Annotated in this window: 14 protein-coding genes; all 14 read left to right on the forward strand. The window is 42.1% G+C overall.

Translation table 11 applies throughout. From position 1 onward, the window contains the following. Positions 1-8: 8 nt before the first annotated feature. Positions 9-785 carry a precorrin-6A reductase gene (gene cobK / locus QNH17_RS14055; RefSeq protein ID WP_283879250.1) on the forward strand — a complete coding sequence of 259 codons (777 nt, stop codon included), beginning with the start codon at positions 9-11 and terminating at the stop codon, positions 783-785. After that, positions 766-1,440 (forward strand): precorrin-8X methylmutase, encoded by a 675-nt coding sequence (locus QNH17_RS14060; protein ID WP_283879251.1) that lies wholly within the window; start codon positions 766-768, stop codon positions 1,438-1,440. Before cobK ends, QNH17_RS14060 begins: the two co-directional genes overlap by 20 nt. Further along, positions 1,415-2,551, forward strand: a complete 1,137-nt coding sequence (locus QNH17_RS14065) for a cobalt-precorrin-5B (C(1))-methyltransferase (protein ID WP_283879501.1) — start codon at positions 1,415-1,417, stop codon at positions 2,549-2,551. The genes QNH17_RS14060 and QNH17_RS14065 overlap by 26 nt, the downstream gene beginning before the upstream one ends. Next, positions 2,526-3,722 carry a precorrin-6y C5,15-methyltransferase (decarboxylating) subunit CbiE gene (gene cbiE, locus QNH17_RS14070; RefSeq protein WP_283879502.1) on the forward strand — a complete coding sequence of 399 codons (1,197 nt, stop codon included), beginning with the start codon at positions 2,526-2,528 and terminating at the stop codon, positions 3,720-3,722. Before QNH17_RS14065 ends, cbiE begins: the two co-directional genes overlap by 26 nt. Beyond that, entirely contained in the window at positions 3,719-4,423 is a 705-nt protein-coding gene (cobI, locus tag QNH17_RS14075; protein WP_283879252.1) for a precorrin-2 C(20)-methyltransferase, read from the forward strand. The genes cbiE and cobI overlap by 4 nt, the downstream gene beginning before the upstream one ends. Then, positions 4,423-5,202: a precorrin-4 C(11)-methyltransferase gene (cobM, locus tag QNH17_RS14080; protein ID WP_283879253.1), complete on the forward strand. Its 780-nt coding sequence runs from the start codon at positions 4,423-4,425 to the stop codon at positions 5,200-5,202. The genes cobI and cobM overlap by 1 nt, the downstream gene beginning before the upstream one ends. After that, entirely contained in the window at positions 5,199-6,335 is a 1,137-nt protein-coding gene (locus tag QNH17_RS14085; RefSeq protein ID WP_283879254.1) for a cobalt-precorrin 5A hydrolase, read from the forward strand. Before cobM ends, QNH17_RS14085 begins: the two co-directional genes overlap by 4 nt. Next, positions 6,332-7,717: a cobyrinic acid a,c-diamide synthase CobB gene (locus QNH17_RS14090; RefSeq protein ID WP_283879255.1), complete on the forward strand. Its 1,386-nt coding sequence runs from the start codon at positions 6,332-6,334 to the stop codon at positions 7,715-7,717. Before QNH17_RS14085 ends, QNH17_RS14090 begins: the two co-directional genes overlap by 4 nt. Then, positions 7,686-8,315, forward strand: a complete 630-nt coding sequence (locus QNH17_RS14095) for a precorrin-2 dehydrogenase/sirohydrochlorin ferrochelatase family protein (RefSeq protein WP_283879256.1) — start codon at positions 7,686-7,688, stop codon at positions 8,313-8,315. The genes QNH17_RS14090 and QNH17_RS14095 overlap by 32 nt, the downstream gene beginning before the upstream one ends. After that, the gene (gene cobA / locus QNH17_RS14100; protein WP_283879257.1) at positions 8,312-9,073 is read left to right on the forward strand and encodes a uroporphyrinogen-III C-methyltransferase; all 762 of its coding nucleotides are present in this window, start codon (positions 8,312-8,314) and stop codon (positions 9,071-9,073) included. Before QNH17_RS14095 ends, cobA begins: the two co-directional genes overlap by 4 nt. After that, positions 9,067-9,621 carry a nitroreductase family protein gene (locus tag QNH17_RS14105; protein ID WP_283879258.1) on the forward strand — a complete coding sequence of 185 codons (555 nt, stop codon included), beginning with the start codon at positions 9,067-9,069 and terminating at the stop codon, positions 9,619-9,621. The genes cobA and QNH17_RS14105 overlap by 7 nt, the downstream gene beginning before the upstream one ends. A 12-nt stretch (positions 9,622-9,633) precedes the next feature. Continuing rightward, complete coding sequence (locus QNH17_RS14110; protein WP_098574125.1) at positions 9,634-10,173, forward strand: cob(I)yrinic acid a,c-diamide adenosyltransferase; 540 nt, start codon at positions 9,634-9,636, stop codon at positions 10,171-10,173. A gap of 94 nt (positions 10,174-10,267) precedes the next feature. Further along, entirely contained in the window at positions 10,268-11,107 is an 840-nt protein-coding gene (locus QNH17_RS14115) for a methyltransferase domain-containing protein (RefSeq protein WP_283879259.1), read from the forward strand. A gap of 103 nt (positions 11,108-11,210) precedes the next feature. Further along, positions 11,211-12,410, forward strand: coding sequence for a CbiX/SirB N-terminal domain-containing protein (locus QNH17_RS14120; RefSeq protein ID WP_283879260.1), 1,200 nt, complete (start codon positions 11,211-11,213; stop codon positions 12,408-12,410). The last annotated feature ends 9 nt before the right edge of the window (positions 12,411-12,419 follow it).

Raw genomic sequence — 12,419 nt, forward strand, 5'->3', positions numbered from 1 at the left:
AGGAAGACATGATTTTATTTTTAGCAGGCACAAGTGATGCGAGAGCATTAGCCATTCAATTGCAAAATCAAGGCTATCCTTTATTAGCAACAGTTGTCACAGAATCTGCAGCCGAAAGTTTAAAGGCCCACCATATTCCTTATCAAGTCGGGCGGTTATCAGTTGATGACATGATGGCGCTTATCCAGAAGCAAAAGATGACCTGTGTCATCGATGCCAGCCATCCATATGCGGAAGAAGCTTCGAAAACCGCAATGGCAGCAGCACAAGCATGTGATATTCCCTATATTCGTTATGAAAGGCCGGAAGAACAGTTTATTTCTCCACTAATTACAGAAGTTGAAAGTTATGAAGAAGCAGCTAAATTAGCTCAATCTCACAAAGGGACGATCATGCTGACAACAGGAAGCAAAACCTTGGAAATATTCACCAAATATTTAATACGTGATGAAATTCGGCTTATTTGCAGAATGCTTCCAAATATAGGGAACATGGAAAAGTGCAATAGTTTAGGTATCAGACAAAAGGACATTATTGCGATTCAGGGACCATTTTCGGAATCTTTAAATAAAGCACTATGTGAGCAATATAATGTGACTCTAATGATTACAAAAGAAAGTGGCAAAGTGGGCTCTATTGATGAAAAAATGACAGCTGCTCTGCAATTAGGGATTCCAGTAATTTTAATAAAGCGGCCAGCGATAGAATATGAAAATTTCGGTACTTCTTTCGAAGAAGTAACTCAACTATTAGGAGGTTTTATTCATGGCAAACATGAACTTTAATACAAAATTTATTCCTTTAACGGTCGATCCAGACAAGATTTATGATCACAGTTTCGCCATTATTAAAGAAGAAATGGGCGAACATCCATTTACAGATGAGCAATGGTTAGTTGTTCGGCGGGTGATTCACGCTTCAGCAGATTTTGAGTTAGGCCGCAGCATGATTTTTACGCCAGATGCCATTGAGGCAGGGATTCAATCCATTTTAGCGGGCCGTCATGTAGTGGCGGATGTACAAATGATTGAAAGTGGTTCAGGTCGGAAACGATTCCAAAAACATGGCGGGGACTTACATTGTTATATTGCGGATGAAGATGTTTCAAAGGAAGCAAAGTCTCAAGGAACAACACGGGCTATTATTTCCATGCAAAAAGCAACGCGTTTACATGAAGGAGGAATTTATGCCATTGGCAATGCGCCAACCGCGCTGCTGGAATTAATTCGTTTAATAAAAGACGGTGTGGCAAAACCGGATTTAATTATTGGAATGCCAGTCGGCTTTGTATCAGCAGCAGAGTCGAAAGCGGAGTTAGCAGTGCTGGAAGGGATTCCATTTATTACGAACGCAGGGAGAAAGGGTGGCAGTACAGTGACGGTCGCTGCACTTAATGCCATTTCGATTATGGCGGATGAACGAGCAAAAGAAACGAAATAAAAAAGATCCTTCACAAATGCGCCACGGCTACACGACAGGAGCTTGTGCAACAGCGATGACAAAGGCAGCACTGCAAGCTCTTGTCGTGGGAAAGGTACCAGATGAAGTCACGATTTATTTACCGGTTGGACAATATGCAACATTTAAAGTAACCGCATTTGAAGTGTCAGATACAAGGGTAATGTGTGAAACGATCAAAGATGCCGGTGACGACCCTGATGCTACGCATCAAGCACGAATTCAGAGTACCGTTTGTTATTCCAAAGAAAAAGGCATTCATTTAGATGGCGGGGTTGGTGTAGGGCGTGTGACAAAAGCTGGACTACCAGTACCAGTGGGTCAAGCAGCGATAAACCCCGTACCACGTAAAATGATAAATGGTGTTGTTCAAGAAGCAATTGAAAAATTTAAATTGGATTGCGGAATTGAAGTAATCATTTCTGTACCAGATGGTGAAGAAATTGCTGAAAAAACATTGAATGGGCGGTTAGGCATAATCGGTGGAATTTCGATATTAGGAACACGGGGAACTGTGGTTCCATTTTCAAGTTCTGCTTATATGGCAAGTATCGTACAAGCGATTAATGTAGCAAAAGAATCAGGATGTGAGCATTTAGTCATTACAACGGGTGGACGCAGTGAAAAATATGCGATGAAGCAATATCCTCATTTACCAGAAGAAGCATTTATAGAAATGGGCGATTTTGTTGGTTTTACGTTAAAAAATATTGCACGGAAGAAGATTCCGAGAGTCTCGTTAGTAGGGATGATGGGGAAGTTCTCAAAAGTTGCCCAAGGCGTTATGATGGTTCACTCAAAAAGTGCACCTATTAGCTTTGAGTTTTTAGCAGGTATTGCCAATAAAGTGGGTGTTGATGAGGAGGCACAGCGAGAAATTTTACAGGCGAATACAGCTTCACAGGTTGGTGAAATGCTTCAGGGAAACGAGGCATTCTTTGCAGCACTTTGCAAAAACTGCTGCTACTATGCACTGAATCATATGGATACTGACATGAAAGTATCGACAACCTTGTATGCCATGAATGGAGACTGTTTAGGAAAGGCTGAGAATATTGACAAATTGGATGAAGATGATTGGTATAGGGGATAATGGCGCGGAAGGTTTGCTCCCCCAATATGCTGAGTGGATCAATGAATGTGATGTGCTTATAGGCGGGGAGCGTCATTTAAAATTTTTCCCGGAATATAAAAAAGAAAAAAGAGTAATCAAAGGCGGTTTGTCAGCATTAACAGCTGAATTACAGCAAGAAACACGAAATGTCGTTATATTAGTGTCCGGTGACCCACTGTTTTATGGACTTGGCAGTGTACTTGCGAAGAAGCTTTCATTAGAGATTTATCCTTATACCAGTTCGGTACAGCTTGCTTTCTCTAAAATGCAGGAAAGCTGGCAGGATGCGTATATTGTCAGCTTGCACGGCCGTTCTATTAAAGGGTTTGCACAAAGAATTGATGGACGTAAAAAAATTGCTATTTTAACAGACGAAACGAATTCTCCGCAGGCAATTGCAACGTATTTAAAGCGTTTTGGCATGACAGAATATGATGCCTTCGTTGCTGAAAATCTACAAGGTAAAAACGAGCGCTGTCGCTCCTTCACATTGGACGAAATGGAGCAAACCTCCTTTTTTCCATTGAATGTTGTAATTTTAAAACAGCGTGAGGTAGTGGAACGTTCTTCTCTTGGAATTCCGGATAATGCATTTCTTCAGCGAAAGCCAGATAAAGGATTGATTACGAAAAGAGAAATTCGGACGCTTTGTCTACAAGAGTTAGGGATTAAGGAAAATAGCATTGTTTGGGATATAGGAACCTGCACAGGTTCAGTTGCGATAGAGGCAGCGAAAATGGCTCGGGAAGGTTCCGTGTATGCAATTGAAAAAAATGATGCTGACCTTGAAAACTGCTTGGAAAATCAATTAAAACATCGTACAGATTTTGTTGCAGTGCTGGGGAAGGCACCCGACCGTTTGGATGAATTTCCAGATCCGCATGCGATTTTTATTGGCGGCAACGGTGGAAATATGGAGCATTTATTGCAAACATGTATTTCACGCTTACAGCCAAATGGACGCCTTGTTATGAATATTGCAACGATTGAAAATCTGGCAGAAGCGCTGCAGCATCTAAAAGCATTAGGTTGTGAAGTATCGATATTACAGGCACAAATTTCAAAAAGTAAACCAATCTTAAATTTAACACGTTTTGAACCGTTAAATCCAATCTATATTGTGACAGCAAAGAAAGGAAAAGAATCATGAGAATAGGAACCTTATTTGGATTAGGTGTTGGGCCGGGAGATCCAGAATTAATCACTGTAAAAGCATTTCGCAGATTGCAGGAAAGTCCGGTCATTGCTTATCCTAAAAAATTAAAGGGCAGTAAATCTTATGCCCATCGAATTGTGGAAGTGTATATTAACCCGGCAGAAAAAGAGATGCTTGGTTTAGTATTCCCCATGACAAAAGATGAAGATACATTAAGAACTGAGTGGACAAAATCTGTGGAAGCTATTTATAGCTATTTAGTTCAAGGAAAAGATGTAGCTTTTGTGACTGAAGGGGATCCGATGCTGTTCAGCACATTTATACATTTAATGAACTTAATGAAATCGATGTACCCGGATGTTCCGATTGAAACGGTAGCAGGCATTTCATCGTTTAATGGTTCTGTTAATCGCTTAGGGATTGCATTGGCTGATGGTGATGACCATGTCGCCATGATTCCTGCTACGGAGGATATGGATGAAATGCGCCGTGTGATTGAAAACCACGATGCGATCGTCTTTATCAAAGTAGCAAAAGTGATAGACGCAATGCTCGATCTACTGAAGGAAATGAATTTATTAGAAAAAGCACATGTTGTTACAAAAGTTACATCTGACGAAGAGGTAATTTGGAAGATCAATGAACTACGGGGTACAGAATTAAATTACTTGTCATGTATGGTGGTGCGCAAATAATGAAGAAACTTTGGATTATTGGAGCAGGTCCGGGAGATCCGGATTTAATCACAGTGAAAGGCTTAAAGTTATTAAAAGAAGCGGATGTTGTGATGTATACGGATTCTCTCGTAAGCGAAACGTTAGTAGCGGAAGCGAAGGAGTCGGCCGAAATTATCCGCACAGCAGGGATGCATCTGCAGGAAATGGTGGATTGTATTGTCGAGCGTGTCAATGCAGGCAAAAAGGTTGTACGTTTACATACAGGTGACCCGGCGATGTACGGGGCAACGATGGAGCAAGTGGCTCTATTGAAGCAGCATGATATTAGCTATGAAGTGGTGCCAGGTGTAAGTTCTGTTTTTGCATCTGCAGCAGCTGTTGGTGCAGAGCTGACGATTCCTGATTTAACTCAAACGCTCATTTTAACGCGGGCTGAAGGGCGTACACCTGTGCCAGAGCGTGAAAAATTACAGGCACTTGCAAGCCATCACTGTACGATTGCCATGTTTTTAAGTGCAACATTAACCAAGAAAATTACCAAAGAATTGCAGGCAGCAGGCTGGGCAGACGATACTCCAGTTGCGGTTGTACAGCGTGCTTCGTGGCCTGACCAAAAAATCGTTCGCACAACACTAGCTGAATTAGATGAAGCAATGCGTGTCAATGGCATTCGCAAGCATGCGATGATTCTAGCAGGCTGGGCATTAGACCCGCATATCCATGAAAAAAATTATCGTTCGAAGCTTTATGACAAAACCTTTACTCACGGCTTCCGCAAAGGTGTGAAGGGCGAATGATTAGTTTACGTGAAGGGGAAATTCCTGTAATCGAAAAGCGCAAACCATATGCCCTCGTTGCCATAACGAAACATGGGGTGGCACATGCAAGAAGCTACACGGAAAAATTCCCATATGCGGATCTTTATTATATGAAGAAATTCGAACAGGGGGACGAAGAGGCGCGCCAAATTCAGTTATTTGATGGTACGGTTCGCCTATTATTGCCCGCTTTGTTCCAGCAGTATAAAGGAATCATTTGCATCATTTCCCTCGGTGCTGTTGTTCGCATGATTGCTCCGCTTTTGATTGATAAAAAGAAAGATCCTGCCGTGTTAGTGGTGGATGATAAAGGCCAGTATGTCGTCAGCGTTTTATCAGGTCATATTGGCGGTGCCAATGCCTTAACCCATGAGTTTGCCAATGCGATTGGTGCTTCACCCGTTGTTACAACCGCGTCTGATGTTCAAAAAACGATTCCCGTGGATTTATTTGGCGCCCAATTTGGGTGGATGTGGGAAAGTGAAGAAAAATTAACACCTGTTAGTGCATCGGTTGTCAATGAAGAGCATGTTGCGATCGTGCAGGAAACGGGTGAAAAAAATTGGTGGATGTACGATCGCTCAATGCCGGGCAATTTAAAAATTTATCCAACGATAGAGGAAGCGATTATGGCAAAGCCACAAGCGGCACTGCTTATTACAGATCGTTTAATTGAGGCACATGAAGAGGTCCTGCTCGGAAACGGAGTTTTGTATCGCCCAAAATCAATTGTACTTGGCATTGGCTGTAATCGTGGTACGTCAATGGCAGAAATTGAACAAGTTATAGATGAAACATTAGCGGAGTTGCGTTTAAGTAAAAAAAGTGTCAAAGCAGTTGCGACCATCGATTTAAAGAAAAACGAAACTGGCCTGCTTGAATTAACTGCTAAATATAACTGGCCGTTTGTAACTTACACACCTGACCAGCTAAATGAAATACCGATGCAAAACCCATCGGAAACAGTCTTTAAATTTACAGGTGCATATGGAGTAAGTGAGCCGGCCGCATTGCGCTATGCGAATGCGAAAGAGTTACTGCTGGAGAAAAAGAAAAGCGGAAATGTGACGATATCCATTGCACGTGTCAACTTTGAGGAGGAAGTACGATGAATCGATTTGTTCTAGCCGGCACAGGAAGCGGTGTTGGAAAAACAACATTCACTATCGGCATCATGCGTACGCTTATGAAGCGTGGATTAACAGTCCAGGGCTTTAAATGCGGGCCGGACTATATTGACCCAACGTATCATACAGCTGTCACAAAACGCCCTTCTCGGAATATTGATAGTTTCATGATGTCCCATGATACAGTCCGTGCCATTGTCGCAAGAGCGAGCAAAGATGCAGATGCAGCTATTATTGAAGGAGTGATGGGCTTTTATGATGGCAAATCCCCATTATCAAATGAAGGATCTGCTGCTCATATTAGTGCGATTACAAATAGTCCCGTCATTTTAATTGTCAATGCAGCAAGTAAGGCAAGAAGTGCGTCAGCGATTGTCAAAGGATTTCAACTGTTAGATGAGAATTCAAATATTGTTGGTGTTATTGCCAATCAATTAGGAAGTAAAAGCCATTTTGAAATTGTCAAAGCAGCAATTGAACAAGAATGTGGAATTCCTGTCATTGGCTATCTGCCAAAAGGAGCTGTCCCTTTGATGCCAAGCCGTCATCTGGGTTTAGTACCAGCCATTGAACGTGGTGATTTAGATTCATATTTTGATAGTCTTGCAGAAGCAATCGAAGAAACAGTGGATATTGAACAACTGCTGGAAATTACAAAAACACAACCATTGGACGTTGCTGAATCTATCTTTGATGCACAGCCGCAAAAACAAGAAGTACATATTGCAGTTGCAAAGGATGCCGCCTTTAACTTCTATTATGAAGAAAATCTAGAATTACTCCGAGCATATGGTGCCACATTGCATTACTTCTCTCCATTACAAAATGAAGAAGTTCCAGAAAAAGCGCAGGGGCTGTATATCGGCGGCGGTTTCCCGGAAGAGTTTGCTAAAATCTTGGCGGAAAATGAGGAAACGAAGCAATCAATAAGAGCCGTGCTTGAGCGAGGGGTGCCAACATTAGCGGAATGCGGCGGTTTTATGTATTTAACAGAGGAAATTGTGAATCGTCAAGGACAGGTATTCCCGATGCTCGGGATCATTCCAGGACGTGTGCGGATGCAAGATAAATTAGCAGCACTAGGATACCGGGAAATTACAGGTGTTCCTGGAAACTTTCTAATCAAGGAAGAGGAGCAGGCAAAAGGGCATGAGTTCCATTACTCAACGTATGAGGGGGAGCATACATCACCGGCTTATTTTAGTAAAGGCCGCTTTCGTGCTCAGCAGGAAGGTTATCTACATAAAAATATTGTTGCTGGTTATACACACTTTCATTTTGCTTCGAATCCACAGGTTGTGGAAAATTGGCTGACAGCATGTTTGGAGGTAAACAATGGATTATTTCCCACTATTAATGAATATTGACTACAAAAAGGTTGTTATTGTTGGGGGCGGACATGTAGCACGTCAAAAGGCGGAAGCGCTGCTGCCAACAAAGGCGCTAGTGACAGTAATAAGCCCAGCAGTAACTGAGAAATTGCAGCATTACATCAATGAAGGGCTTGTAACATGGAAAGAAAAAGCATTTGAACCTGCTGATTTAGATGATGCAGCACTGATTTTCGCTGTTACAAATGACGAAGAGGTAAATAATGCAGTGGAAGAAGCGGCACAGCATTGGCAATTACTGAGCCGTGCGGATGCAAAAGGTCGTGTTGATTTTATCAATCCAGCAGTCGTTCGCCGCGGTGATTTCATATTGACTGTATCGACGTCTGGAGCTAGTCCAGGTCTGACACGCCAAGTAAAGACAAATTTAGAAGAGCAATTTGGAGTACAATACGCGCAGTATGTTTCATTTTTAAAGGAAGCACGTCAGCAAATTATACAACTGTTTACGGGCGATGAGAAAAAACAGCTATTAGCAGAGCTCCTGGATCCACAGTTATTACAATGGATGGAGCAAGGTGAAAAACAAAAATGTGAAGCGTGGCTGCAGCAGCGTATAGGAGAAAAACAGTGAGCGGATTTGTATATATTGTAGGAGCTGGTCCTGGTGACCCAAAACTATTGACGATTCGTGGACTAGAGTGCATTCAGCAAGCAGATGTGATTTTATATGACCGACTGGTGAATGCTGAATTATTAAAACATGCGAAAGCAGACGCCGAGCTGATTTATTGTGGAAAAGAACCAGGCAGGCATGGACTGATTCAAGATGAAATTCATCGTGTGCTAGTGGAACAAGCCAATCTTGGCAAGCAGGTTCTTCGCTTAAAAGGCGGTGACCCATTTGTCTTTGGACGTGGTGCAGAAGAAGCCGCGATGTTACGGCAAGCCGATATTCCGTTTGAAATCGTGCCTGGTATTACAGCCGGGATTGCCGCGCCTGCTTATGCAGGGATTCCTGTGACACATCGTGATCATGCTGCAAGCTTTGCGATTGTTACAGGTCATGGCCGCCCAGAAAAGGAGCAGGACTTTTTAAATTGGTCCGCGCTTGCTCAAATTGATACGGTCGCCTTTTATATGAGCATAGGCAATATCGCGCATATATCGAAAAGCCTAATAACCTATGGCAAAAGTGAAACAACCCCTGTTGCCGTCATTGAATGGGGCACAACTAAAAATCAGCGTACGATTACTGGCAATCTCTCCACGATTGCACAAGATATTCAAATCCATCGTATCACTAATCCAGCCATGATTTTAGTTGGCGATGTGGTTAGTGTAAGGGATCAAATTTCCTGGTTTATAGAAAAGGAGCATGAATTATGTTAGATGCCTTAAAAAAGCGACGTGCAATTCGCCAATTTGAAACGCGCGAAGTGGAACGTGACAAAATTGAGACGTTATTAGAAGCGGCAACGTTTGCACCAAATGACCGTATGCGGGAGCCCTGGCATTTCTATGTGTTACAGGGCGACAGCTTAAAACGTTATGAGCAGGTTGCACTGGATTATTTACAAAAACGTTTCTCAACAAAACCACATTTAGTGGAAAGTTCAATGGAGGCCATCACAAAAACACCGCTTGTCATAGTGGTGACATCTGCCATTGTTGAAGGAGATGAAGGCGCCACAAAAGATAATACCTTTGCAGTCAGCGGTGCGATTATGTCGATGTGGTTAATGGCCGAACAGCTGGGTTTAGGCATGGTCTGGCGTACACGCGGTGTTGGCTTAGTGCATGATACAGCATTACATGATTTTATTGGTGCATCGGATGGAGAGCAATTAGTAGGGACGTTATGCATTGGTTACCCTGCAGAAGAAATCACTTCCGCGAAAAAGCGTACACCATTTGCAGAAAAAACAACGTGGCTATAGGGAGGTTTGTACATGGCTCGACAGGGGATGCTGTTAGTTTATACAGGAGAAGGCAAAGGAAAAACAACTGCTTCACTTGGTGTGGCATTACGTGCAATTGGCCGCGGCATGAAGGTGAAATACTTTCAATTTATTAAATCACCTGAACGTACATATGGTGAACAAATTGCTCTGCGAAAACTTGGTGTTGAAACAGTGCAATTAGGAATTGGTTTTACATGGACGAAAACACCGGAGGAGCATCGTGATGCACTTGCAAAAGCTTGGCAGACTGTAAAAGAAGAGCTAAAGGATGAAACAACAGATGTTTTAGTACTGGATGAGCTGAATAATGCGTTAGCCATCACTCGTTTTCCAATCGATGATGTATTGCCAGTACAAGAGGTGTTAACGGCCATACAAAACCGTCCTAAAACGATGCACCTTGTCATCACAGGCCGTTCTGCACATCCATCGCTACTCGCTTTAGCTGATTTAGTGTCAACAATTGATGCCACAAAACATTATTATGCGGAACAGGATGTTAAAGCGATGAAGGGGCTTGAGTTTTAAGCACTCAGGACGCCATGGGTAAATCACAAACTGGCACCCAATTCACCAGAAAAGGGTTTTCCAGTTTTGTTGTCGAGATTGAGGAGAAAATTCAATGATAAAAGAATCCCCTTTACAATTTGATTTTGAAAAGCTGTGGAAAGAAGGCATGTTAGACTGGCATGGCAAGATGCCAGAACGAATGATCGATGATGAGCTGGAAGAAGCATTTTGGGCTCAGTCCATGAAGAAAAAAACATACAAGCAAACAGATGACTATGCAAAAAAAATCTACGAAAAAATGAAACCGCATATCCCGCAAAGTTCAACTTGTATTGAAATGGGGCCGGGATGGGGCAACTATACCTTCCAACTCCGTCAGGATGTCAAAAGTTTAACGTTAGTGGATGGTTCTGAAAGTGTGCTTGCTTATTTACAACAATACTTTGAAAACGATGCAAATGTTCAGTTCGTTCATAGTAAATGGGAAGAAACGCAAATTGAGCAGCATGATGTTGTGCTTGGGGTGAACTGCTTTTATCGTATGTATGAAATGAATGCGGCGCTGAAAAAAATGAACAGGCTTGCCAAAAAGCGCGCCATCATTGGCGTAACAACAGGACCTATTCAGCCGCATTACGTTATTTTAGATGAGCAGTTTGGCTATGACATTAAATATCCTCGCCGTGATTATATTACCATCGTCAATATGCTGTATCAGTTAGGAATTTATGCAAATTGTGAAATGCTAGAGCTGGAGCGTGAATATCGTTATGATACATTGCAGCAATTATATGAAGCACAAAGTAAAAAAATCCTATCACCCCGGTTTGATATGACACATGTCAAGGCATCACTCGAACGCTTCATTGTAATAGATGATGGCCAGTATGTGTACCGACACCCATTCTATGCTGCGGTCATTAGTTGGGAGCCTGTGAAGTTACATGACTAAGTTACGTTTTGACTTTACTAATAGGGGCTCTAGTCGGGGGCACTGTTGATATACAAAATAGACATAATGGTTACAAGATGATGGGAGAGGGGGAGGTCACTTTATGACAACATGGAATTTAACGCAAATGCAGCGTCACTTACTCATTTGCAATGGGGCAACCTGTATGGGAGCAGGAGCTGAGGAGGTCACGCAGCAAATTCGAGACGAAATCCGGAAAAACCGTTTAGATGAGCTTATTCATACATCGCGTACACGCTGTAACGGCCGCTGTAAAGATAAATGCGTCGTAATTGATTACCCAAAAGGGACATGGTATTCGGTTCAACATGAAGAAACTGCACGTGATATTGTTCATGAAGAAGTTAAAGAAGATGCGATAATTTATTCAATGGAGCACGGTGTACGGAAACGCAGCGAAGATCGCATAAAAGGAATTGAAAAATACAAGAAAGGTAATGGACCGGTGAAAAAAGCTGTATTATTTGTTGGACATGGCAGCAGGCTGGAGGCAGGGAATACAGAGGTTCGCGAATTTGTCGGGCAAATGACAGAATACGTTGATCCATCCCTTTTAGTTGAAACATGTTTTTTAGAATTTGCATCACCAAATATTGAAGATGGGATTCAGTTGTGTGTTGAAAAAGGTGCAGATGAAATCCATGTAATTCCCATCATTTTATTACATGCAGGACATTCAAAACTGCACATTCCTGCCGAAATCGAACATGCTAAAGAGCATTTCCCGGATGTTCTATTTACCTATGGCCAAACGATTGGTATTCATGAGGAAGTCTTTGAAATTTTAAAAACAAGACTGACTGAAGCAGGTTTTGATGTGAATCAAAAGCATGAGGATACGGCCATTTTATTAATTGGACGTGGCGGCAGCGATCCATATGCTAATGGTGATTTTTATAAAATCAGCAGATTATTGTGGGAGAAATTAAATGTATCTATCGTTGAAAGTGCCTTTATGGGGGTAACGACGCCAAATGTGCAGGATGGGATGGAACGCTGTATTAAATTAGGTGCAAAAAAAATCATCATGCTGCCGTATTTTTTATTCACGGGAATTTTAATGAAAAGAATGAATAATATGGCCGAACAGTTTAAAGAGTCTTATCCGCATGTATCAATTGATATCGCTCAGTATTTTGGCTATCATCCAAAGTTAAGAACGGTACTGTTAGAACGTATGAATCAGGCCTTAAACGGCACTTCGACTGGAATGCTAGATTTAGAAAATTTCCGTAAATATGCGGAAGAACATGGGTATGAACATCATCATCACCATAATTAGAGGGTAGAC

The organism is Neobacillus sp. SuZ13, assembly GCF_030123365.1.
Classification (GTDB): domain Bacteria; phylum Bacillota; class Bacilli; order Bacillales; family Cytobacillaceae; genus Neobacillus.

What these genes read in the sequence shown, in the direction of transcription:
- cobK (WP_283879250.1), top strand. Translation starts at nt 9, where the DNA reads ATGATTTTATTTTTAGCAGGCACAAGTGATGCGAGAGCATTAGCCATT.
- QNH17_RS14120 (WP_283879260.1), top strand. Translation starts at nt 11,211, where the DNA reads ATGACAACATGGAATTTAACGCAAATGCAGCGTCACTTACTCATTTGC.
- QNH17_RS14065 (WP_283879501.1), top strand. Translation starts at nt 1,415, where the DNA reads ATGAACGAGCAAAAGAAACGAAATAAAAAAGATCCTTCACAAATGCGC.
- QNH17_RS14110 (WP_098574125.1), top strand. Translation starts at nt 9,634, where the DNA reads ATGGCTCGACAGGGGATGCTGTTAGTTTATACAGGAGAAGGCAAAGGA.
- cobM (WP_283879253.1), top strand. Translation starts at nt 4,423, where the DNA reads ATGAAGAAACTTTGGATTATTGGAGCAGGTCCGGGAGATCCGGATTTA.
- QNH17_RS14090 (WP_283879255.1), top strand. Translation starts at nt 6,332, where the DNA reads ATGAATCGATTTGTTCTAGCCGGCACAGGAAGCGGTGTTGGAAAAACA.
- QNH17_RS14095 (WP_283879256.1), top strand. Translation starts at nt 7,686, where the DNA reads ATGGATTATTTCCCACTATTAATGAATATTGACTACAAAAAGGTTGTT.
- QNH17_RS14060 (WP_283879251.1), top strand. Translation starts at nt 766, where the DNA reads ATGGCAAACATGAACTTTAATACAAAATTTATTCCTTTAACGGTCGAT.
- cbiE (WP_283879502.1), top strand. Translation starts at nt 2,526, where the DNA reads ATGAAGATGATTGGTATAGGGGATAATGGCGCGGAAGGTTTGCTCCCC.
- QNH17_RS14085 (WP_283879254.1), top strand. Translation starts at nt 5,199, where the DNA reads ATGATTAGTTTACGTGAAGGGGAAATTCCTGTAATCGAAAAGCGCAAA.
- cobI (WP_283879252.1), top strand. Translation starts at nt 3,719, where the DNA reads ATGAGAATAGGAACCTTATTTGGATTAGGTGTTGGGCCGGGAGATCCA.
- QNH17_RS14105 (WP_283879258.1), top strand. Translation starts at nt 9,067, where the DNA reads ATGTTAGATGCCTTAAAAAAGCGACGTGCAATTCGCCAATTTGAAACG.
- QNH17_RS14115 (WP_283879259.1), top strand. Translation starts at nt 10,268, where the DNA reads ATGATAAAAGAATCCCCTTTACAATTTGATTTTGAAAAGCTGTGGAAA.